At 35.1% G+C, this 22,820-nt stretch carries 16 protein-coding genes and 1 tRNA gene; 4 read left to right on the top strand and 13 right to left on the bottom strand.

Annotated features, from left to right (window positions below; all coding sequences use genetic code 11):
• The first annotated feature begins 46 nt into the window (after positions 1 to 46).
• Together AB3G34_RS15715 and AB3G34_RS15710 are read left to right on the top strand one after the other, a co-directional pair.
• Positions 47 to 1,657 (top strand): murein L,D-transpeptidase, encoded by a 1,611-nt coding sequence (locus AB3G34_RS15715; RefSeq protein WP_369752980.1) that lies wholly within the window; start codon positions 47 to 49, stop codon positions 1,655 to 1,657.
• 83 nt (positions 1,658 to 1,740) lie between these two features.
• Entirely contained in the window at positions 1,741 to 3,342 is a 1,602-nt protein-coding gene (locus AB3G34_RS15710; protein WP_369752979.1) for a murein L,D-transpeptidase, read from the top strand.
• Between the two features lie 73 nt (positions 3,343 to 3,415).
• On the opposite strand, the gene AB3G34_RS15705 is transcribed toward AB3G34_RS15710, so the two are convergent.
• The 7 genes from AB3G34_RS15705 to AB3G34_RS15675 all read right to left on the bottom strand — a co-directional run bounded on the left by AB3G34_RS15705 (position 3,416) and on the right by AB3G34_RS15675 (position 15,216).
• A complete protein-coding gene (locus AB3G34_RS15705) occupies positions 3,416 to 4,882 on the bottom strand; it encodes a glycoside hydrolase family 130 protein (protein WP_369752978.1) in 1,467 nt (488 codons plus the stop codon).
• 550 nt (positions 4,883 to 5,432) lie between these two features.
• On the bottom strand, positions 5,433 to 7,532 hold the full coding sequence (locus AB3G34_RS15700) for a prolyl oligopeptidase family protein (RefSeq protein ID WP_369754112.1): 2,100 nt from the start codon (positions 7,530 to 7,532) through the stop codon (positions 5,433 to 5,435).
• A 641-nt stretch (positions 7,533 to 8,173) separates the two neighbouring features.
• Positions 8,174 to 10,384: a TonB-dependent receptor domain-containing protein gene (locus tag AB3G34_RS15695; RefSeq protein ID WP_369752977.1), complete on the bottom strand. Its 2,211-nt coding sequence runs from the start codon at positions 10,382 to 10,384 to the stop codon at positions 8,174 to 8,176.
• 221 nt (positions 10,385 to 10,605) lie between these two features.
• Positions 10,606 to 10,956: a hypothetical protein gene (locus AB3G34_RS15690; RefSeq protein WP_369752975.1), complete on the bottom strand. Its 351-nt coding sequence runs from the start codon at positions 10,954 to 10,956 to the stop codon at positions 10,606 to 10,608.
• 101 nt (positions 10,957 to 11,057) lie between these two features.
• A complete protein-coding gene (locus AB3G34_RS15685; protein WP_369752974.1) occupies positions 11,058 to 12,047 on the bottom strand; it encodes an aspartate-semialdehyde dehydrogenase in 990 nt (329 codons plus the stop codon).
• A gap of 219 nt (positions 12,048 to 12,266) precedes the next feature.
• Positions 12,267 to 12,683, bottom strand: coding sequence for a large conductance mechanosensitive channel protein MscL (gene mscL, locus AB3G34_RS15680; protein ID WP_369752972.1), 417 nt, complete (start codon positions 12,681 to 12,683; stop codon positions 12,267 to 12,269).
• Between the two features lie 88 nt (positions 12,684 to 12,771).
• On the bottom strand, positions 12,772 to 15,216 hold the full coding sequence (locus AB3G34_RS15675) for a bifunctional UDP-N-acetylmuramoyl-tripeptide:D-alanyl-D-alanine ligase/alanine racemase (RefSeq protein WP_369752970.1): 2,445 nt from the start codon (positions 15,214 to 15,216) through the stop codon (positions 12,772 to 12,774).
• 206 nt (positions 15,217 to 15,422) lie between these two features.
• Between AB3G34_RS15675 and AB3G34_RS15670 the strand changes: the two genes are divergently transcribed.
• Entirely contained in the window at positions 15,423 to 16,028 is a 606-nt protein-coding gene (locus tag AB3G34_RS15670; protein WP_367773093.1) for a hypothetical protein, read from the top strand.
• Here AB3G34_RS15670 and AB3G34_RS15665 read toward each other — a convergent pair.
• The 5 genes from AB3G34_RS15665 to AB3G34_RS15645 all read right to left on the bottom strand — a co-directional run bounded on the left by AB3G34_RS15665 (position 16,023) and on the right by AB3G34_RS15645 (position 20,833).
• A complete protein-coding gene (locus AB3G34_RS15665; RefSeq protein ID WP_369752969.1) occupies positions 16,023 to 16,730 on the bottom strand; it encodes a porin family protein in 708 nt (235 codons plus the stop codon). The genes AB3G34_RS15670 and AB3G34_RS15665 overlap by 6 nt on opposite strands.
• A 972-nt stretch (positions 16,731 to 17,702) precedes the next feature.
• Positions 17,703 to 17,789, bottom strand: a tRNA-Ser gene (locus AB3G34_RS15660).
• 60 nt (positions 17,790 to 17,849) lie between these two features.
• Positions 17,850 to 18,878, bottom strand: a complete 1,029-nt coding sequence (locus AB3G34_RS15655; protein WP_367773090.1) for an asparaginase — start codon at positions 18,876 to 18,878, stop codon at positions 17,850 to 17,852.
• A complete protein-coding gene (locus AB3G34_RS15650; protein ID WP_369752968.1) occupies positions 18,878 to 20,005 on the bottom strand; it encodes a 1-acyl-sn-glycerol-3-phosphate acyltransferase in 1,128 nt (375 codons plus the stop codon). The genes AB3G34_RS15655 and AB3G34_RS15650 overlap by 1 nt, the downstream gene beginning before the upstream one ends.
• Positions 20,006 to 20,065: 60 nt before the next feature.
• Entirely contained in the window at positions 20,066 to 20,833 is a 768-nt protein-coding gene (locus AB3G34_RS15645; protein WP_369752967.1) for a TatD family hydrolase, read from the bottom strand.
• A 94-nt stretch (positions 20,834 to 20,927) separates the two neighbouring features.
• On the opposite strand from AB3G34_RS15645, the gene AB3G34_RS15640 reads away from it, so the two are divergent.
• Positions 20,928 to 21,365 (top strand): retropepsin-like aspartic protease, encoded by a 438-nt coding sequence (locus AB3G34_RS15640; protein WP_369752966.1) that lies wholly within the window; start codon positions 20,928 to 20,930, stop codon positions 21,363 to 21,365.
• 59 nt (positions 21,366 to 21,424) lie between these two features.
• On the opposite strand, the gene odhB is transcribed toward AB3G34_RS15640, so the two are convergent.
• Complete coding sequence (gene odhB, locus AB3G34_RS15635; RefSeq protein WP_367773084.1) at positions 21,425 to 22,642, bottom strand: 2-oxoglutarate dehydrogenase complex dihydrolipoyllysine-residue succinyltransferase; 1,218 nt, start codon at positions 22,640 to 22,642, stop codon at positions 21,425 to 21,427.
• Positions 22,643 to 22,820: the final 178 nt, after the last annotated feature.

Genomic DNA, 22,820 nt, shown 5'->3' with positions numbered 1-22,820 from the left:
TTTCAAATTTGCGATACTTTTATTAACTTTAAGAAACGTTTTTGCCATGAAAAACTTTTTTTGGTTATTTATCGTTTTACTATCTGGCTATTCTATTGCTGCCATTCCCCGTGATCATAAAAAAAAAACCACGGATACGCTTTCCTATTGCACCCCTAACTCTGAAGAAATTACTGCTAACAATTCCATCGTCACTATTGACCTGAATACTATCAACCGTTTTTTTAACATGTATTCCAATTTAAAAAAATACCGATCAGATGTGATTCTTTTGTATAAAAACCGCAATTACAAATCCATTTGGTATGATGACAACCAGCTTATTGAGTTTGCCAACGTATTATATTCGAAAGTAAACCAACTTGAAAATGAGGGACTCAAGTTCAACTTGTCTTACAAAGATAAAATTCAGGCGATTTTTAATACGGAATCGGCAATTGAAATCACAAAGACCGAGAAAGAACTGCTGCTTTCCACACTTTATATTTATTATGCAAAAAAGGTATTTCATGGTATTGACACCAATAAAGTTCACGAAACGGGCTGGTTTTTACCTAGAAAGAACATTTCCTATAAAACGCTATTGGATTCGTTATTAAACACCCCTGAATTATTAGATAAAAATGAAAAACAACTATTTGGTCAATATTACAAACTACGTGATGCCTTAATGCGCTACCGTCAAATAGAAAAAAGCGGTGACTGGAAACCCATTGAAACCGAATCTGGAGTCAAAGAATTCCAGCCGGGCGATAGTTCAAAAACTATTGCTCAAATCAGGCATCGATTGCTTGTTATGGGTGATTTGAATACCGATTCTAAAAGCAATATCTATGATGCCGAACTGATGGCAGGAATACTGAATTTCAAAAAAAGAAATGGTTACAAACCTGATTATCCCATAGGTTCCCAACACCTCAACCGCATGAATCTTCCTATAGAAAAATACATAAAAACCATTATGGTCAATATGGAACGCTGTCGATGGATTCCACCCAATTTAGCAAAAACCGACGAATTTATCATTATAAACATTCCGTCGTTTACCTTAATTTATAAAAGAAACGGACAACCTATTCTAGAGTCCAAAGTGTTTGTGGGTATTAATATGATGGAAACTGTACTTTTTAGTTCCAGCATTAGCAAGGTAGTCTTTAGTCCGTACTGGAACGTTCCTCAAAGCATATTGGAAAACGAAATCAAACCTGCTATGGAAAAAGACACTAGTTACATGACCAGACACAATCTGGAATGGAATAAAAAAAGTCTCAGACAAAGACCCGGCCCTACAAATGCTTTGGGAGTAGTCAAGTTTGTGTTCCCAAATACCTACAGCATCTATTTACACGATACCCCATACAAACTCAATTTTAATTATGAATTTCCACGGTTCAGTCATGGTTGCATTAATATGCAAAAAGCTAAAGAATTGGCTTATTTAATATTAGAAAACAATCCAGACTGGCCATTGGATAAAATCAATAAAGCGATGGATAGCGGAGTCGAAACCGTATGTGTTTTAAAAAAACCAATTCCCATTCATATTGGGTATTTTACGGCTTGGGTAGATGACGCGGGAGAAATTCATTTTTATTTTGATATCTATAACAAAGACAATCATCTGGCTGAACTCCTATTTGATGATAATTTAGATTAAAATTCGCTGTTAATACCGAATAAAACAACTAGATTCCTGACTCTTTTTTGTACCTTTAGTACTGATTATCAAATTGTAACAACATGAATCGTCCTTTCATTTCATTCCTTTTTCCTCTTTGTTGCCTCGTACTTTTGGGTATATCCAATGAGGCAAAGGCTAGCACTAAAAAGGTGTTGTTCGTTACTAAATTAGTGAATTACCAAAAAATCCCTTCCTTTCCTGCTGTTCCATTTGACAGTACGTTGATTGCTCCTTTTTTTAAAAAATACCCCAAATTCAACTCCTTTAAAACTGAGTTGATAAAACTCTATAGAAAACACGAATACAATTATTTATGGTACGATAGTCGAGGCATCAATGAATTTGCCAGTTTATTGTATGACAAAGTCAATAACTTGGATCAGGAAGGTTTGCGCATCCGGGTTCCGTATCAAGAGGAACTACGCGATATTTTTCAGGACACGGAGAAAACGGAAAAATCAAATGTAGAAGTAGAACTGCTATTATCCGCTCTCTATTTCTTTTATGCCGATAAGGTATTCAAAGGGCTTGACATCCAGAAAACCACAGAACTGGGATGGTATTTGCCTCGAAAAAAACAATCTTATGGCAACCGATTGGATTCTTTATTGCAAGATCCCAACCTCATTAACAAACCAGACAAAGGAATACTGGGGCAGTATTATCAATTAAAGGAAGCGTTACAAGACTACCGCAACATCGAGAAAAAAGGCGGATGGAGTGCTATTGAATTCCCTAAGAAAATAAAGTCTCTAAAACCTGGTGACACCGCAGCTGTGATTCTAAAAATTAGAACTCGACTCTTGGCAACTGGTGATCTAAAAACCGATTCTAAAAATAATATGTTTGACGAGGAACTGCTCACAGGAGTTGTAAAATACAAAGAGCGAAATGGCTATGCGGCGGATTCATTGCTCTTACCTAAACACATCAAGGACATGAATGTTCCCGTCAATGAACGCATTAAAACCCTTATGGTCAATATGGAACGTTGTCGATGGATTGCTCCTAGTTTAACCCAAAACAAGCGCTACATTATTGTAAATATCCCCTCCTTCACCCTTACTTTTTTTAAGGACGGCAAACCTGCTTTGATATCCAAAGTAGTCGTGGGGAAATCCATGAATAAAACAGCGGTTTTTAGTGGTCAGATGAGTCAGGTTATTTTTAGTCCCTATTGGAACGTGCCTCCCAGTATTTTAAGAAAAGAGATTTTACCCGCCATTGCCAAGAACTCCAACTACCTAGTACAACACGATATGGAATGGGTGGGCAACCGCGTAAGGCAGCGACCCGGAGAGCAAAATGCTTTGGGTAAGGTGAAGTTTGTATTCCCTAATTCGCATATTATTTATATGCATGACACACCTTCCAAAAGCTTGTTTGACCAAGATACAAGGGCTTTTAGTCACGGTTGTATTCGTGTGGCTCGCCCTCGCGATTTGGCAATTATGGTTTTAGAAGGAGATACCAACTGGCCTATAGAAAAAATTGACGGAGCCATGAATCGTGAAGTAGAAAAAACCTACAACCTCAAGACCAAAATCCCCGTTTACATAGGCTATTTCACCGCTTGGGTGGATCGGGAAGGCCAAGTACATTTTTATGACGATATCTATGGCCATGATGAAAAACTCGCCGAATTGTTGTTTACGGATTGATTTTTATTTTTGCGACGGCTTGCAATGAAAAGCACGAAATAACTCCAAACAAAAAAAGAGGTTCTTGGTTTTATTATTTACTCTTTTTTAAAGCATCGAGTAATTCTACCATGTCAACCACTCCATAAGTGGAGGAATAGTCAGATACGGCATAGGGCAATATGAGGTTGTTGTTATGGATAATCGAACCACACGAATAGACCACATTAGGCACATAACCTTCGCGCTCGTCTTCTAGTGGGGCAAGCAAGGGCTCGGCCAGTCGGCCAATTTCCTTTGAAGGATCGTCAAGATCAAACAAGGAAGCGCCTAGACAATAGCGTCTCATGGCACCTACTCCGTGAGTGATTATTAGCCAACCTTCGGCGGTCCAGATGGGAGAACCACAGTTTCCTATTTGTGTGAATTCCCAAGGATATCGGGGTTGCTGGATGAGCAAAGGATAATTCCATTCCGTAGGCCTGTCTGAATACATGAGGTAATTATTGACCCCATCGATTCTAGAAAGCATGGCGTACTTGCCTTTTATTTTTCTAGGGAACATCGCCAGGTTTTTATTTTTTGCCCCTTCTCCATATAAAGGCATGATATGAAAGGAATAAAAGTCTTCGGTTGAAATGAGTTTTGGCATAATCACGTGGCCGTTGTATGCAGTATAGGTTCCAAAAATTTTGTGGGATGTGCCATCGTCAAAGAATCGTACAAAACGGGCATCTTCAATACCCCGGCTTTCGGAGTCCGAAATGGGAAATATAACCCGTTCCGTGATATCCGAGTCGTGCTTGAATTGTATGTCATAAAAAGAATCTGCCAACCAGATGATTTCTTCCAATGCCCTGCGCTGATCTTGGCTTATAGATGGATCTTTCAGCACCTTATTGATGGCGTTTTTTATAATTTCATATCCAAATTTCTCGGGCATGTCTTGCAATATCATGGCCGTGTATTTATCTGGCGTATTCATCTCGGCTAATTTCTTGACAAATCTATTTTTGTCAAACAAGGATTTGTGTACAATCTCAGCTTTATCGATATTAGCACCTATCTTCATCATTTGGAGGTCGTTGTTTTTATCGAGAATTCCTCTTCTAAAAACGACCGAAGAAATATGGCCTTCTCCTGTGGCCCTAAAAGAAATAATAACCCGCTTTTCCTGTTTTCCCAGAAAAGACTGATCGAAATCCTCCATCATGGAAGGATTGAAAAAAGCAGCCGATTCGATGGCGTATTCCATAGTGCAGTACGAACCAATGAGCATTTTTCGTTCCTCAGAAATGCCGTCATAGTTGATTTGCATTTCTTCAATGATGCCACGAATGTTTTCACAATGCTTGAAGAATATACGTGAAATATTACGGTGTCGTCTAGCAAACTCACGCAGTGTGTGTTCCAGTGTATGAATGACTTGTTTTTCGTCTAACACCATGATATGACTAACCATATCGCGGGTTCGCTGCTCGCCATTCATAAAATAGCGAGCCACTACTCTACTGGAATCTGGGGTGAATTTTACATTTTTTCGGGTCACAGCAACTCTCATAGCTTCATTTTTAAAATAAAAATAAGTGAGGCTTTTAAATATTGTAGTAAAAAGTCTTTTAAATACGGTGCGTTATTCGCCTTATTGTAGCCAATACACTTTCATTATCAGGACATTAAAGATACTAAAAAAGTTTAAAATAAGCCCTATTTAGGAATTGTTATCTATTGTAGTTCAGGTAATTAAATAACGAGGAGGGATTTGGTGGTTGTAGTTTGTGAGAGTTATTATTGTCAAAAACGTAAAGCGACTCGGTTTCTCGCCATTGCTAGGAAAGAATCAATCTTATTATCCTTTTCTATTTTATTTATGTGATCTCTCTTGCGTCGAGATGACAAAGAGAACTTGATGAGTAGTAACAAAAAAACGCTACTCTTTCGAATGGTGTTTTATTAAAATAAAGTTGTTAATTCCTCTTTGTCCCTAGCCCTGATGGGAGCGGCATCTCCCGATTTAGAAAAACAAGGCTTTTTTCAAGCCGTAGTTTTTATTTATCGGGAATACAGCGGACAGCAGGAAAAAGCTCCTAAAAATAAATGAAATACAAATCCTAGTTGTCTTCTTTTTGCAATTGGGTGATGCCCATGTTGTATAAGGTAAAGGCTTGGATATCGACGTTTTCCTGAATGGTTGCCGCCACCGATTTTCCTGCGCCGTGACCCGCTTTGACATCAATGCGAATTAAGGTTGGGTTGCTTCCCGCTTGTTTTTCTTGCAACTCGGCAGCAAACTTGAAGCTATGTGCCGGCACCACTCGGTCATCATGATCGCCCGTAGTGACCATCGTCGCGGGATAGTGTGTACCTGATTTTACGTTGTGCACTGGTGAGTACCCTTTGATGTATTCGAACATTTCTTTGCTGTCCTGCGCGGTTCCGTAATCGTACGCCCAGCCCGCTCCTGCCGTAAAGGTATGGTAGCGCAACATGTCCATAACGCCCACGGCCGGCAAAGCGACTTTCATCAAATCAGGACGCTGGGTCATGGTGGCTCCTACTAGCAAACCTCCATTTGACCCACCACGAACGGCAAGAAAGTTTGGAGAGGTGTACTGTTGGTCAATTAGATATTCAGCTGCAGCGATGAAGTCATCAAAGACGTTTTGTTTATGCATTTTGGTTCCGGCATCGTGCCATTTTTTACCGTATTCTCCTCCTCCACGCAAGTTAGGAACAGCAAAAACACCTCCGTTTTCCATCCAAACGGCATTGGCAATACTAAAACTAGGCGTTAAACTCACATTGAATCCTCCGTAACCGTAAAGCATGGTTGGGTTTTGTCCGTTTTGTTTTAATCCTTTTTTGTAAGTGATAATCATGGGGATTTGGGTTCCATCTTTCGACGAATAAAATACTTGTTTTGACTCGTAATCGTCGCTGTTGAAATCTACTTTTGGCTTGGCATACACCGCTGATTTTCCTGATTTGGGTTCAAATGAGAAAATGGTTCCTGGCGTTGTGTAGTTTGTAAATGAATAATAGAGTGTTTTGTCGTTTATCTTTCCGCCAAAACCTCCTGCTGTTCCCAGTCCCGGCAACTGGATTTCACGCATCTTTTTGCCATTGTAATCGTACTGCTGCACTACTGATACGGCATCTTTCATATAATTTGCAAAAATGTATCCGCCTCCTGTTGATGGAAATAAAACATCCTGAGTCTCGGGGATAAAATCGTTCCAGTTTTCTTGTGTTGGATTTTTTACATCTACCATTACCACGCGTTTATTGGGTGCTTTCCAATCGGTAACGATAAAGAGCTTGCTTCCTTGACTCTCTATAATACTGTTGTCACTATTGAAATTATCGACTAGCGTCACAATAGGACTATTGGCTTTTCTTAAATCTTTGATGTACAATTCGTTTCCATAAGTCGAATTGGCCGCTGTGATGACCAAGAAATTATCGTCTTCGGTCACATAACCGCCTACATATCTTCGTTTTTGGTCTTCACCAAAGATGATTTTATCGTCTTTTTGAGCGGTTCCTAGTTTATGAAAATAGAGTTTATGTTGGTCGGTTTTGGCCGACAGTTCGCTTCCTTTTGGTTTTTCGTAACTAGAGTAATAAAATCCTTTGTTTCCAAGCCATGAAATGCCACTGAATTTGATATCGACAAGGGTGTCTTCAATTACTTTTTTGGACAAAGCATCCATAATAATTACTTTTCGCCAGTCGCTTCCTCCTTCGGATATCGCATAGGCTACTATAGAACCGTCTTTGGAAAAATCCATTCCGCCTAGTGAAGTTGTTCCATCTTTGGAAAAAGTATTGGGATCTAAGAAAACTTCTTCAACACCCGAGGCGTCTTTGCGATACACCACCGACTGGTTTTGCAGTCCGTTATTTTTAGAATAATAGGTAAATTTCCCTTCTATGGATGGCGCACCTATTTTTTCATAATTCCATAGTTTTTCCATTCGGTTTTTTAGTGCTTCTCGAAAAGGAATTTGGCTTAGGTAGCCGTAAGTGACTTCGTTTTGTGCTTTTACCCAAGCTGCGGTTTCAGCAGAGCGGTCGTCTTCTAGCCAACGGTACGGATCATTGACTGCAGTATCAAAATACTGGTCGACAACTGTTCCTTTTGGGGTTTTAGGGTATTGGATTGGATTGTTGTTTTGTCCAAAAGTTGTTATTGTTGGAAGTATTGCCATTATAAAGAGTAGTTTTTTCATTAAAAAAAGGAATTGGTTAAAACAAAAATAGACAATCAAAATATAAAGATATAAGTCAGATACGTTTTTTGACCGTTTTGGGCTTGTTTTTTTTAAACATATAAGTCATATAAGTTTTTTTTAGCTGATTGTGTTGAAAAGTATTTTAACTAGAGTCGCAAAGCAATAAAAAACAAACCATATAAAGTATCTAAGGCCATATAAGCTTTGTGTAAAAAGTATTTCAAACAATCGCTATCTTAAACATACAACTCAGATACGCTTTTCTTATTAGATTGTGAGAGAAGATTGTTTCACAGAGAATCACAAAGATTTTGTTATTAAACCATTAAGGAATTAAGAAAATGAAGCTCAGCGGGACTTTGAGTTTACTTTGTGATTCTTTGCGAAACAAACAACTAAAAAACTTATATGACTTACATCTTAAAAAGCCTCAGCGAGACTTTGCGGTTATTCTGCGGCTCTTTGTGAAACAAAAACTATAAGCAGATTTACAAAAACCATTAAGAAATTAAGAAAATTAAGCTAATAATCTATATGACCTTAAAAGCCTTACATGGTTATAAATACTTAATGAAACTTAATCCCTTAATGGTTTAAAAAGCTTTAGACTGTAAAAACTACAAGCCGAAGTTCACCCCAAGCACGATATTTCTTCCTATATTAGGAACACCATCATTTTTTAATCTTGATAAATGAGCAATGTATCTTTTGTCTAAAAGGTTATTTGCATTTAAATTGACATCAAAAACCGTTTTTCCTAATTTCACTGTTCCACCAAGGCCTAAGTTTATTAATGTATACCCATTGGACTTAGTTTCAAAACCGCTTACATTACTTTGATTTAAAGTGGTATTGACATTAAAAGTAGCAAATCCATCTTCAAGCCACTCTTTGATTTTGAATTCTCCTTTCAGGGTATTGCTCCAGTTATTCGCAGGAATTAACGGTAAATAGTCTCCGTTTTGTTTCTTTCCTGTAACGGTTTCAAAACTGGTTTCGTAATGCAACCAATCTAAAGGATGTGGGTGAAAATGCAACCCAATTTCTCCTCCATACAGTTTCGCATTATTTTGAATATAATTAAATACGTCCGTGTTTGACAACATGGTTCCTGTAGGTGAAGTATAAATATAATTGTTGATGTGGTTGTAAAACCCGTTGACAAAAAACTCAAAGTGATCGGCCTTGTATTCCAAGTTCAAATCCGTTTGTACGTTTTGTTCCGTTTTTAAATCGCTATTTCCTATTTCGTAACGATTGGTTCCTTCATGAATCCCATTTGAAGTAAGTTCAGCCAAGTTAGGCGCTCTAAATCCAGAAGCTAGATTTAATCTTAAAGTAAAATCATCGGCTAAGTTTGTTTTATATCCTAACGAAGCATTAAAGCTGTCAAATGATTTATCAACCGCTTTGAAATACCCCTCTTGACCAACAGTTCCGTGTTCGACACTTGAAATTTGTCTGTTATCAAATCGCAAACCTGCTTGAACTGCACTATTGTTCCCCCATTCATAATTAGCGGTACCAAAAACACCAAAATCATTCGTTGTAGCATCAGGAATTAAATATTCATTTCCGAAATTGGTATTCGTTTGATGCATTCCTTGAATTCCTAAAATTGATTCTAGTTTGCCCATTTTAGGCAAATGGTATTTTGCATCGTAATTAAAGGTTTTCAGTTTCATATGTAAACCGGCCACATTACTATCTACAAACTCTGAACGATCATTTGCGATGTATCCTAAATCGACATCCAGTTTTGAATCTTTGAAGTAGAAAATAGAGTTTAAACTCAGTAAATTATTAAAAACTCCTTGTCTAGGAAAACCCGTCTTTTTGCTCGAAGATTGAGCTGCTATTCCATCTTCAGGAATTCCCAAATCCAGTTTATTGAAGTTGTAACGCAACACACTAGAAAACTTTGCATTACTATATCCAATTCCTGTTTTGAAATCGGTTTCATTGTAACGCGTATTTGTCACACGATCACCACCAGAAATACGGTAATCTGAATGCGTATTGTAACTCCCACGAGCTAGAAATTTCCAGTTGTCTGTGGATGTTTTTAATCCAAGAGATGAATTACTTCCTAAAGTATTAGAAAATAATTTTTGGCTAAAATTAGCTTTGAACGTATTAGCGTCGGCAAATTTCTCTGGGTTGAAATACAAAACACCTCCTAGCGCATCCGAACCATATAATAAGGAAGCAGGCCCTTTTATCACCTCAACACTTTCTACTCCCGCGTCGTTTAATCCTAAACCATGTTCGTCTCCAAATTGTTGATTTTCCATACGGACTCCTTGAGAATATACTAAAACACGATTGCCACTCAAACCACGAATCACCGGTTTCCCGATAGATGTTCCTGTTGAAACTTGCAAAACTCCTGGTATCGTAGCTAATCCTTCGATCAAGGTAGACGTTCCTTTTTGTTGCAATGACTTCATACTCTCATGCTCTACTTTCATCACGTTTTGCGACTGCAATTTATTGAAAGCAGTAGAAACAATTACCTCATCCATTTGAAAAATACTTTCTTCTAAGATGACATCTAGTGTATTCTCTTTTTGTACTTTTTGAATGGTTTTATTTTGAGTAGTGAAACCGACGAAGGTAAAGTCCAGTTTTAAATCCCCATTAGGAAGGTTTGTTAAACTGTATTTTCCATTTGCATCTGTTGTGGTTCCTTTATGCAATTCTGGAGCAGAAACAGAAACTCCTTTTATAGGCTGATTTGCCAAGTTAAGTACAGTTCCTGAAACGGAATTTTGGGCATGTAGTAGTGCCGAAAACCCTAATATTAGCGTAATAATAATTTTTTTCATTGAAAATGATTGTATTCTCATGGGTGCAAAGTAACAGCACTCCATGCGTGAAATTGTTTTTAATTGTATTTGAAATTATAATGCTATTTAAAACAAAGGCAATTCATAAAAACCCAAATAGTCTAAAAACTAAGGATTAAAGTCGTTTTTCACGAATTGAATCACTCAATTTAGATCCTTTCAGATTTAAAATCATCTTTTAATTTAAATAGCAGAGCAGTTTAAACAATTAAAGTGGGGGGACCACGATGGGAATACAAGCTTCCTGAAAAGGAAATAACAGTCTCTCCTTTTTCAAAAAAATAAGGTATTAATTTGTAATTGGAATCCAGTTTATAAGCAAACTGAGTAGGAGAAACATAGGAACCGAATGTAAAATGACACACTTTACAATCATCAAAATTATGATGTTGGTGTGTTATTTCGGTATGGGTAACATTGTATTTGTGGTGGCATTCTGTTTGCGAAAATTGCTTTACAAAATGTTCATAAGTATGTAGCGATTGAAATAGTATCGAAAACACTATAATCAACGCCAAAGAAAGACTGAGTAAGAGTTGTTTCTTTTTCATACACTACAAATGTAGGGAAACCTCAAAAAGAAAACCATCTAAATTAACAAAACATAAAGAATTATTAACTTAGATGGTTTAAAATAGTTGTGTATTACTACTTACACCAATTTGGCAGCAATAAGATATTCCGCAATTTGAACTGTATTTGTAGCTGCACCTTTACGCAAATTGTCAGCAACAATCCACATGTTTAAAGTATTTGCTTGGCTTTCGTCACGACGAATTCTACCTACAAAAACCTCATCTTTACCCTGTGCATACATTGGCATTGGGTATGTATAGGTATCATTATTGTCTTGAACCACTACTCCATCAGTGTGATGTAATATATTTTGAATATCCGAAACCACAAAATCATTTGTGAATTCTACATTTACTGCTTCACTGTGACCACCTACGATAGGCACACGAACAGCAGTTGCTGTAACTGCAATTGTTTTATCATCAAGAATTTTTTGAGTCTCACGAACCAATTTCATCTCTTCTTTAGTATATCCATTTTCTTCAAATGAATCGCATTGTGGAATCGCATTTCTATGAATTGGATATTTGTAAGCCATTTCTCCTTGAACACCTGCATATTCATTTTCTAATTGTTGTACTGCCTTAACTCCAGTTCCTGTAATAGACTGATAAGTTGAAACAATGACACGCTTGATATTGTATTTTCTATGTAATGGTGCTAAAACCAAAACCATTTGAATAGTCGAACAGTTTGGGTTTGCTATAATTTTGTCTTCTTTGGTCAAAGACGCAGCATTGATTTCAGGAACAATTAATTTCTTAGAAGGATCCATTCTCCATGCAGATGAGTTATCAATAACGGTTGTTCCAGCAGCAGCAAATTTTGGAGCCCATTCTAATGAAGTATCCCCACCAGCAGAGAACAACGCAATATCTGCTTTCATGTCTACAGCAGTTTGCATTCCAACTACTTTATATTTTTTTCCTTTGTACTCAATTTCTTTTCCAACGGATCTCTCTGAAGCAACAGGAATTAATTCTGTTACAGGAAAATTTCTTTCTGCCAATACTTTTAACATTACTTCGCCCACCATTCCAGTAGCGCCTACAACTGCTATTCTCATCTTATATTTTTATTATTGAATATTAATTTTGAAGTACAAAAGTAAGTAATATTCAAATCAAAACAAGAGTGTTCACAAAAAATAACAAAATGTTACAAATAAAACATTTTGTAAGTTTTAATCATTCCTTAATGAAGCTACCTTTTAATTTAAAGAATCAAACAAAGAAAAACCGCCTCAATCAAGAGGCGGTTTTATTAGAATATAAGTATAGCGGTATTATTTTTTTAATAAATCTCTAATTTGAGTAAGTAACTCTTCCTGAGATGGTCCAGCTGGAGCAGCTGCTACAACTTCTTCTTTCTTTTTTGTTTTTTCAGCAGCTCTTAAGATGATAAAAACAAACAATGCAATAATAACAAAGTTGATTACCGCTTGAACTAAATTACCATACGTAATTACAGCAGCGCCTGCCGTTTTTGCTGCAGCTAAATCAGCATAGCTATTACCATCTAATGTTATGAATTTTGTAGTAAAATCAATTCCACCTGTTATTAAACCCACGATTGGCATAATAACATCATCAACCGCAGAACCTACAATTTTACCAAATGCACCACCGATAACTACAGCAGTTGCTAAACTTAACACATCACCTTTCATTAAAGATGCCTTAAAATCACTGAAAAATCCCATACCTTTTTTTTTAAAAATTAGACTTATTTAGTGCTAAATTAATAAATAATTAACATGAATTGAAATTTCGTGTTAAAATTACACTATATCAGCGATAAAAAACGCGTTTTACCCTTTGGGATATACTTGTAAGAATTTCATAAGGAATGGTATGAAGCATTTTTGCTATATAAGATACCGTAGGATTTTCTCCAAAAATAATCACAGAATCGCCCTCTGTACAATCAATATCTGTAACATCAACCATCAACATATCCATACAAATACTTCCTAAAATCATCGCTTTTTCGTCTTTTATTGTGACAAACCCGATTCCATTTCCCCAAGCTCTTGAAATGCCATCGGCATAACCTATGGGAATTGTTGCTACCTTGGTTGTTCTACTGGCGACGAATTTCCGTCCATATCCTACACTTTCACCAGCAGAAATAGTTCTAATTTGTGATATAACCGATTTTAAGGTACCCACGTTTTCTAAGTACTTTTGTTCTGATGGATCATTAGAAACACCGTAAAGCCCTATTCCTAAACGAACCATATTAAATTGAGAGTCGGGGTAATTGCTTATTCCAGATGTATTCAAAATATGTCGGATGGGATTTATTTCCAATTCAGTACAAATTTTAGAAGATAACTTTTCAAAAAGTGCAATCTGTGCCAAAGCAAATTCACGATGTTTCAAATCATCGCTAGTAGCCAAATGAGATAAAATGCTTTTCACATAGACCGTATCATGTCCTTTCAACGTTGCAATGAGCTCATCAATTGTGTCTTCTTCAAAACCCAAACGATGCATCCCTGTATCTAGTTTTATGTGAATAGGAAAATGCTTTAGTTTTTTTTGGGTTGCAATCTTCAAAAAAGCATAAAGTCCTTTCAAACAATAAATCTCAGGTTCTAACTGATGTTGTATAATGGCCGAAAAACTAGTGTTCTCTGGATTCAAAACCATTATAGGCAAATGAATCCCCCCATTTTTCAACGATATTCCTTCATCGGCGAAAGCCACACCCAGATAATCTACTTTATGATGCTCGAGTAATTTAGCAATTTCAAGTCCGCCATTACCATAACCAAATGCTTTTACCATGACCATAATTCTCACCTTGGGATTCAGCTTTGACTTGAAGAAATTGAGATTGTAACTAATGGCATTTAGGTTAATTTCTAAAACTGTTTCATGCGTTTTCTCTTCTAATAATTGAACGATTTCTTCAAATTGAAAAGAACGTGCTCCTTTGATCAAAATGGTTTCGTTTACAAATTCAAGATTTTCAAAATCAGCAATAAATTCGGCTGTATTTTTATACGTAATGCAATTGGCAAATTTATCTTTAAATGCTGATATAGTTTCTCCAATTCCAATAATTCGATTGATATTATTGGAAACAATTAAGGTGGCAACTCGGGAATATAACTCCTCATTGGCCAACCCACTTTGAAAAATATCCGATAGAATTATCGTTTTCTTTTGGAATTGTTTTTGACTCTCCAAGAAATCCAATGCTATTTTTAAAGATTGAAAATCCGAACTGTAACTATCATCAATAATACTACAATTGTTGATTCCGTTTTTTACTTTCAACCGCATTTCTACAGGATAAAGTAATAACATTCTTGCCTGAATTGTTTCGTTGTCATAATTGAAATATAACAGGGTCATTAAACAGGACACAGCATTCTCAATGGATGCGCTATCTAGAAAAGGGATTTCTAATGTAAACTGATTCCCTTTGTACTTATAATACAGTATTATGCTTTCGCTTTTTATTTCTTTTTTAAATACAAAAACATCTACATCTTCATTTTCAAAACTCCAATTGAACTTTTTTGATGTTGGTAGAATATAGTTATCAACTAAACTATTCTTTTGATAAATAACAACTTCAGCCCTTTTAAAGAGTGTTAGTTTTTCCTTTATTTTTTCCTCTAAATTTTGAAACCCTTCATCATGCGAAGAACCAATATTTGTCAAAATTCCTATTGTAGGTCGAATTACCTTTTCAAGTTTTCCCATTTCATCCACAGTGGAAATCCCTGCTTCAAAAACCCCTAAATTATGTTTTTCATTAATAGCAATTACAGACAAAGGCACACCCACCTGTGAGTTATAACTTTTAGGACTCCGAATAATATTAAAATCGGGACTTAATAAAAAATTGAGCCATTCTTTTACAATTGTTTTTCCATTACTGCCTGTTAAACCAATAACTGGAAAATGAAATAAATTGCGGTAATAAGACGCAAATTGTTGCAAAGCATCCAAAGTATTTTTGACAACCAAAAAATTAGCTTTACTCTCACAACCCTCAGGAATATAATTCACAACAAAATTATGAACACCAATAGCAATCAACTCTTTAATATACAAATGTGCATCATTATTAGGCCCTATTAACGCAAAAAACAAAGTTTGTGAACTATTTTGCAAGGATCGACTATCAATAGAAACCGTATCCACTGCAGCATCCGAATCAGTGCCAAACCATTTGGCTTCAAGAATTGGTATTATGTTTTTTATTAATATACTCATTTATAGCTAACGTTTTAAACGTATGTTTTTACGGATTGGTTAATCTCCCTCAAAAATAAGACTTCTTTTTATAATGCTAGTATTCACTTTACAACAATTTCATTCAAATTCCTCTTAAATTAAAATCATTATCAATTCTAGAGTAGATTTGATTTCCTATTTTACTAGATTTCTTATCTTTGCTACGCTAACCAAATATAGAAGTCTTGAAAAAAATCCTTCCCCTATTTTCTTATATCTTGCACCCGATTTTTATTCCTGTTTACGCCACCTTGTTCTATCTTTTTTCAAATAATTCTTACTTTTTAAATAAAGAAAAATATTTAGTTTTACTACAAGTTGTAATAATCACCGTGTTCCTTCCGATTTTGTTCTTCTGGGGGTTGCGCTCAACAGGGAAAATCAGTTCGGCAATGGCGCCGCTTCTCTCTGAACGTAAAATTCCATTAGTACTTCAATGTTTTTTAATCATTTTTTTGGTTCGCACCAACATCACAATCGAACGTTATCCAGAATTGCATTTTTTCTTTTTGGGGGCTTTATTAAGTACTCTAATAGCGTTGCTTCTTTTATTTGCTAAAATGAAAGTAAGCCTGCATATGATTGGAATAAGTGCTTTGACATTTTTTGTATTGGGTTTAAATTTACACTTTCAAACACAAAATATTTTTTCGATACTATTTTTAATTCTGATGAACGGTTTTATAGCTTCATCCCGATTAGAAATGAACGCACATACCGTTAAAGAATTAATTATTGGCTTTTTAATAGGTGCACTTCCTCAAGTATTGCTAATGTACTTATGGCTATAGAATGTAAAAAATAACTCCAATATTAAGTGATTTAATACCTAGTTGCTCCCCATTAATTTGAGCCGTTTTTTTGAAAATTGAGTTTAAACCATAATAAGCATAAACATTTATTGTATTGTAGCCCGAAGACACATACAATCCATATAAAAATTTATTAAAATCTTTATTTCCTGTAATGGTCGTTTTTCCATCACCATCACTAAAAACAGATTTGTCATAAATTAAATAACTAAACTTAACTCCTCCATAAATTCTCCAAAACTTATGGCTCTCATATGTAGAGGTTCTCCATCGAAACTCAACAGGTAGGTCTATTAATAGCTGGGTGAATTTATTTTTGCTATATGTTGCTTTAGAATCGATTATGTCATAAACCGGCAATTGATTCGTTCCTGTAATTGCTACATTTTGATTGTAATTATTGTATGAAAAACCCAATCCAGATGCAATTGCAACGGTTCTGTCTTTATTTATAGGCATATCCCTAAGAAACCCCAAAGAAAGTCCTGTTGAGAATTTTTTTTGAGATAACCCAGCAGGCTTTTGTTGTAAAGTGTTGTATGTAAAGCCAAAATAAAACTGATCTTCTCTATATAAAGAATCAATCTTAGTTGGTGCTTTTTCCGCTAACGGCACACTTTCTTCTTGCGAAAAAACATTAAAAAAGGGAATTAAAAGGAAACAACTTAAAAAAAATCGCATAGTCTTATTTTTGTTTGATGAAATTTCCATAATCATAATTAAATATATTCTCAACTATTGCTATTCTTTATAGCAGTACAAATATAGGATTTTGACAGGTTTATGCTACCTAATGTTTTTAAAAAAAACTGTCATTTATATAAATGCAAATACCCCACTAAATATATTTAGTGGGGTATTTGCGTAGAGTTATAAAACTCAGTACAATTCTTTTAATTTATCAATTCGTAATATCTTGTTGCAGCCGTTTTTTTAATTCAAAAAACCGCATACCCTGATACCGATATAAATTAAAAAACCATCAAAATTAATACACCTATGGAAAGACTAGCTGCCATAACAAAAAAGCTTCCTATGTATAAAAACATCTCGTTTTTTTTATTTTCCATTTTCATTAGTAAATTATTATTCGTTAGTATTCAATTTTTTTGTTAGTTAAATCTACGAAATAATCCGTTTAAACAACAAATTAAATCGATTAAATACATATTTTATCATTTTAAATGTGTTTTTTCTTATATTTTAATTTTATACAACTACAAGACATACTACAATCCTAACAAAAGAAATCTTGACTTCATAATTGGCTCAAAATAATCACTAAAACTTTAAAAAAATTAAATAAAGAGGTACAGGTTTTAAAGAATAAACAAACATTCCACACTCAGAAATACGCAAAACAAAAATCAAAAAATAAAGATTGTTTATTAGCAATTTTTTATTAGCAAAATACATTATTTGTCCGTTTTGGAAAGTTTAAAAATTTAAGCAAAAAAGCTTCTAAAAAGAAAGTCTGTTCTTATTGTTGAAAGGAAGTGATTAATTAGGTAGCATCGTAAGGAGAGTATTTCCCAAAGAAATAATCGTTTATGCTTTCCAAATTCCTTTTTGCCTTTAAACGCATACGAAAAATAGGTTATAAAAGCTATAAAACAAAAAATGCTTCCCTTTTAGGAAGCATAAATAATTTTGCAGAGAGGATGGGATTCGAACCCACGATGCAGTTACCCACATACTAGCTTTCCAGGCTAGCTCCTTCAGCCACTCGGACACCTCTCTTTTTATTTGAGGCTGCAAATAACATGAAAAAAAATGAGTTAGAAAAGCAAAATCAATTTATTATGCAATTTCTCCTCTCAAAGAGGTTTCAAAAACTGTTTTAAAAGCATTTGGCGCAATATCATGTCCTAATAGGTACATTAATTTTGTGATTGCAGCCTCAGTTGTAATGTCTTTACCAGAAATAACACCTATTTCTTTTAAAACGGTACTTGTTTCATATTGTCCCATATTCACGCTTCCGCCCGAACATTGAGTAACATTAACAATGTGTATTCCGTCTAAAATTGCTTTGCGCATTAGGTTTAAAAACCAATCTTCGGTAGGAGCATTTCCTGAACCATAGGTCTCTAAAATAATTCCTTTTAAATCTTTTATTGATAAAATACCTGACAAAACTGTTTCACTCATTCCTGGGAACATTTTGACAATAGCCACATTATTATCCATTTTTTTATGAAGCTGCAAAGGCTTGTCGCTGATTTCTGAAAGAAACAATTCAGGATATAATTTTAAATGTACTCCTGACTCCACTAATTCAGGATAATTAGGAGATGTAAAGGCTCTAAAATGTTCCGCATTAATTTTAGTTGTACGGTTTCCTCGGTATAATTTATATTCAAAATACAAACAAACTTCCTGAATAACGGGCTTACCATTTTCCAATAAAGAAGCGATTTGAATAGCGGTAATTAAATTTTCTTTGGCATCTGTACGCAAATCACCTATAGGCAACTGAGAGCCTGTAAAAATGACTGGCTTAGACAAATTCTCTAGCATAAAACTCAATGCAGATGCTGAGTAGGACATCGTATCTGACCCATGTAAAACTACAAAACCATCAAATGAGGCATAATTTTCTTCAATAACAGAACCAATATTACACCACTGTTCTGGATTCATATTGGATGAATCTATTGGATCTTCAAAAGAATAGGTCTCAATTGCACAATCTAGTTGTTTCAATTCAGGTATGTTTTTCAATAATTTACTAAAATTAAACGCCTTAAGTGCGCCAGTTTCAAAATCCTTACTCATCCCGATTGTACCACCAGTATATATCAATAAAATCCTAGCCTTCGTATTCATTAAATGTGTTTTAATTGATTAACAACTGGATTAGCATACATATTCAAAATCCCTTGCAAAGCCACCGGGTTTTCGGCATCTATCCTCATCTCTAATCTACGTTCAAACAGTGATTTTTCATTTTCAGTATACAAATGAGCGTGTTCATTTGTTTTATTCAAAATATCATAAGCAATATAGTTTGTAGGCCATAACTTATAATTCTTCAATATGGAGTCGTCAATTACTTGTGCTAAAGCCTGTATTTGCTTATTTGAATTTTCAAATTCATTTTTAATTGAGTCCAGTTCAGTATCTAAAACATCTCCAATATGAATATGAATTCTTTTCTTTGGTCCCATTACACCACTTAGTAATGTCATGAAATCCTCGTTTTTTTCTTTAATGTAAACTTCATTATTGGCTTCAGCCATTAGTTGTGGTATTTTTAAAACATCCGTTGGATCGTATTCGTATGAAATAGAAACGGGAACAATTTTTATTTTTTTAAAATAATCCATCAAATTTGACTCATCAGAACCCATTCCAAGCATCTTCAAAACACCAGGATTTGTTTCATCATCACCATCTTTTGTTCTACCTTCTCTTTGCGCAATCCAAACAGAACGGTTTTCATGTTGTAACAAATGGCCTATATACTCTGAAAGTGTTTTGGAACTTTGCAACATTTCTCTTGGCGTCAAACCTCTTTGAACCAAAAAATTACGATTCAGTTTGGCTAACGTATTCAAGAAATCTTTCTTAACCAGATTATCGCCAATTGCCGAAGCTGTCATTACTAATCCGTGTTCAAACAAAGAAACATTTAGCAAGGTCGTATCCAAAAGAATATCTCTATGATTAGAAATGAATAAATAAGACTCTCCTTTTTCTAATTTTTCAAAACCAGAAGTCGTCAATCCATCAGAACTTTTTTCTAATACTTTTTGAATCGTATGATAGATAAAATTACACTGAAAATCACGAATAGAATGTGTTTTTCTAAGTTGTTCTTTCCAAACTTCATCATCTGAATCAGGGAAAGTAAAATTCATCATAGCCTTCATCATCGGATGATTCACTACATTTAGAATGGCATCATTTATTTCGGAATCATAAAATGGCCGAATAGCGTCAAATTTTTGCATTTTGGTAATTTTAAGTGGGCAAATGAACAAAAAAAATATCAATTTATAGTGAAATTAGCATTAAATCCCAAAAATTGCTTTAGAATTTTCGGTTGTCACCGTGGCAATATCTGCTATCGAAGATTCATATATCTGCGATAATTTATCAGCTACATTTAGCAAATAACTACTCTCATTTCGTTTACCTCTATAAGGAATAGGGGCTAAATAAGGAGAATCCGTTTCAAGCACAATATTTTTTAGATCAATTTGCTTCAAAAACTGATCTATTTTTCCATTTTTAAAAGTGACAACTCCACCAATTCCAAGTTTCATATTATACGAAATAGCTTGTAAAGCCTGCTCATATGTTCCGGTAAAACAGTGAAAAATTCCAAACAAATCATCCCCTTTTTCTTGTTCCAAAACTTCAAAAACTTCATCAAAAGCATCTCGACAATGAATCACAATGGGCAGTTTATATTTTTTAGCCAATTGGATTTGTTTGCTAAAAGCATCTTGTTGCTCCTTTAAATGGGTTTTATCCCAAAACAAATCGATTCCAATTTCTCCTATAGCATAAAACTTCCTTTTAGCTAATTCTACTTCTACATGTTGCAATTCTTCCAGATAATTCTCTTTTACATAGGTTGGATGCAATCCCATCATCAAGAAAACATGATTGGGATGTTTCTTTTCTAACTCATACATTGCATTTGTGCAACTAGAATCTATGGCAGGAATAAAAAAACGAGAAACTCCAGCTTCAATAGCTCTTTGTATCATTTCGTCTCGATCTTGGTCAAATTCTTCTGAATATAAATGGGTATGCGTATCCGTTAGTATCATTCTATTAATTTAAAGAAGCAAAGTTACTATTTTGAATTGTTGTTTTTTTAGATTCTTGGTAATTTAGATTACTTTTGAATATCAGTTTCAAACTATGAAAAACCTCCACGAAGTCTTAAAAAAGGAAAAATATAAAAAAATTAAATTTAAAATTACTAAAACACAACATCTTTTATTAAAGGCAAAGATTAACGGTGTGAAAGGGAATTTTATTTTGGACACAGGAGCTTCCAATAGTTGTATTGGTTTTGAAAGTGTAACCTTATTTCAAGTCGAAGCTGAGGACTCAAAAACATTGGCTTCAGGAGCAGGAGCTACAGGAATGCAAACACAGATGGCTTCGAATAATACGCTACAATTGGGCTTCTGGAAAGATGTTGAATTCAATTTGGTGATTTTTGATTTGTCTCATGTCAATGAAGCATTAATTCAGCATAAATCAAAACCAGTACATGGTATCATTGGCGCCGATGTATTGATGAAAGGAAAAGCAATTGTAGATTATTACAACCATTTTTTGTATTTACTATAATTAAAAAAAAACTGCCTCAATTATTGAGGCAGTTTTTTTTAAAATTTCAAACTAGTAAATTATAGTTCAAAAGCTCTTTTAGGATTGTTGTCTAACAATAATTCCATTGGGTTTTCTAAAGCTTCTTTTACAGCTACTAAGAAACCAACAGACTCACGACCATCAATAATTCTGTGGTCATATGAAAGTGCTACATACATCATTGGGTGAATTTCTACTTTCCCATTTACTGCAATAGGACGCTCGATAATGTTGTGCATTCCAAGAATTCCAGATTGAGGAGGATTGATAATAGGTGTAGACAACATAGACCCAAATACACCACCATTAGTAATAGTAAATGTTCCACCAGTCATATCATCAACAGTAATTTGTCCATCGCGTGCTCTAATTGCTAATCTTTTGATATCCGCTTCAACACCACGGAACGTTAAATTCTCAGCATTACGAACAACAGGAACCATTAATCCTTTTGGTCCAGATACTGCGATAGAAATATCACAGAAATCATAAGCAATTTTATAATCACCATCCATCATAGAATTCACATCTGGATATAATTTTAATGCTCTTGTTACTGCTTTTGTGAAGAAAGACATATACCCAAGACCTACACCAGCGTGTTTTGCCTTGAACTCATCTTTATATTGATTACGGATCAAGTTGATTGGCGTCATGTTTACTTCGTTGAAAGTAGTTAACATAGCCGTTTCATTTTTGGCAGCAACTAAACGCTCCGCTACTTTACGACGCAACATTGATAATTTAGTGCGCTCACTTCCACGGCTTCCTCCTGTGGGAGTTCCCATTGATGGTACTGCATTTACAGCATCATCTTTAGTTATTCTTCCGTCTTTACCAGTTCCTGTTACAGTTGTTGGAGCTATATTTTTTTCGTCTAATATTTTTCTTGCTGCTGGAGAAGGCGTTCCTGAAGCATATGTCGCTGCTGGAGCTGCTGCTACTGGAGCTGGAGCTGCTTTTGGCGCTTCGGCAACTGGAGCTGCTGCTGGTGCAGGAGCTGAACCAGATGGTTTTGCTGCCGCAGTATCAATTAAACAAACTACTGCCCCTACTGCTACTGCATCACCTTCTTCTGCTTTTAATGTGATAATTCCACTAGCTTCCGCAGGTAATTCAAGAGTTGCTTTGTCCGAATCAACCTCAGCGATTGCTTGGTCTTTCTCTACATAATCTCCGTCTTTTACTAACCAAGTTGCAATTTCAACTTCTTTTATAGATTCCCCTGGTGATGGGACTTTCATTTCTAAAATCATCTTGTATAATTTTTAAATTATGAATTTTATTGTTTGAGTTGTTATTGAAACAACTACTGTTTATTGTTTGTTTTATTTTTTAGCCCTGATGGTAGCGGCATCCTTTCTTGTCCTGAATTTAGTTCAGGATCCAGAAACAAGTTCTGGACAAGAAAGATACAGCGTACAGCAGGAAATA

It is taken from the genome of Flavobacterium sp. WC2409 (assembly GCF_041200085.1).
Taxonomy (GTDB): Bacteria; Bacteroidota; Bacteroidia; order Flavobacteriales; family Flavobacteriaceae; genus Flavobacterium.
The sequence above is the reverse complement of the archived record's forward strand: the minus strand, read 5'-3'. Positions and strand labels throughout refer to the sequence as shown.

Bases quoted from the DNA above. Each gene is read 5' to 3' on its own strand.
- AB3G34_RS15640 (WP_369752966.1), top strand. From the start codon at position 20,928: ATGAAAAACCTCCACGAAGTCTTAAAAAAGGAAAAATATAAAAAAATT.
- AB3G34_RS15645 (WP_369752967.1), bottom strand. From the start codon at position 20,833: ATGATACTAACGGATACGCATACCCATTTATATTCAGAAGAATTTGAC.
- AB3G34_RS15695 (WP_369752977.1), bottom strand. From the start codon at position 10,384: ATGAAAAAAATTATTATTACGCTAATATTAGGGTTTTCGGCACTACTA.
- AB3G34_RS15675 (WP_369752970.1), bottom strand. From the start codon at position 15,216: ATGAGTATATTAATAAAAAACATAATACCAATTCTTGAAGCCAAATGG.
- AB3G34_RS15705 (WP_369752978.1), bottom strand. From the start codon at position 4,882: ATGAGAGTTGCTGTGACCCGAAAAAATGTAAAATTCACCCCAGATTCC.
- AB3G34_RS15715 (WP_369752980.1), top strand. From the start codon at position 47: ATGAAAAACTTTTTTTGGTTATTTATCGTTTTACTATCTGGCTATTCT.
- odhB (WP_367773084.1), bottom strand. From the start codon at position 22,642: ATGATTTTAGAAATGAAAGTCCCATCACCAGGGGAATCTATAAAAGAA.
- mscL (WP_369752972.1), bottom strand. From the start codon at position 12,683: ATGGGATTTTTCAGTGATTTTAAGGCATCTTTAATGAAAGGTGATGTG.
- AB3G34_RS15690 (WP_369752975.1), bottom strand. From the start codon at position 10,956: ATGAAAAAGAAACAACTCTTACTCAGTCTTTCTTTGGCGTTGATTATA.
- AB3G34_RS15700 (WP_369754112.1), bottom strand. From the start codon at position 7,532: ATGGCAATACTTCCAACAATAACAACTTTTGGACAAAACAACAATCCA.
- AB3G34_RS15710 (WP_369752979.1), top strand. From the start codon at position 1,741: ATGAATCGTCCTTTCATTTCATTCCTTTTTCCTCTTTGTTGCCTCGTA.
- AB3G34_RS15685 (WP_369752974.1), bottom strand. From the start codon at position 12,047: ATGAGAATAGCAGTTGTAGGCGCTACTGGAATGGTGGGCGAAGTAATG.
- AB3G34_RS15655 (WP_367773090.1), bottom strand. From the start codon at position 18,878: ATGAATACGAAGGCTAGGATTTTATTGATATATACTGGTGGTACAATC.
- AB3G34_RS15665 (WP_369752969.1), bottom strand. From the start codon at position 16,730: ATGCGATTTTTTTTAAGTTGTTTCCTTTTAATTCCCTTTTTTAATGTT.
- AB3G34_RS15650 (WP_369752968.1), bottom strand. From the start codon at position 20,005: ATGCAAAAATTTGACGCTATTCGGCCATTTTATGATTCCGAAATAAAT.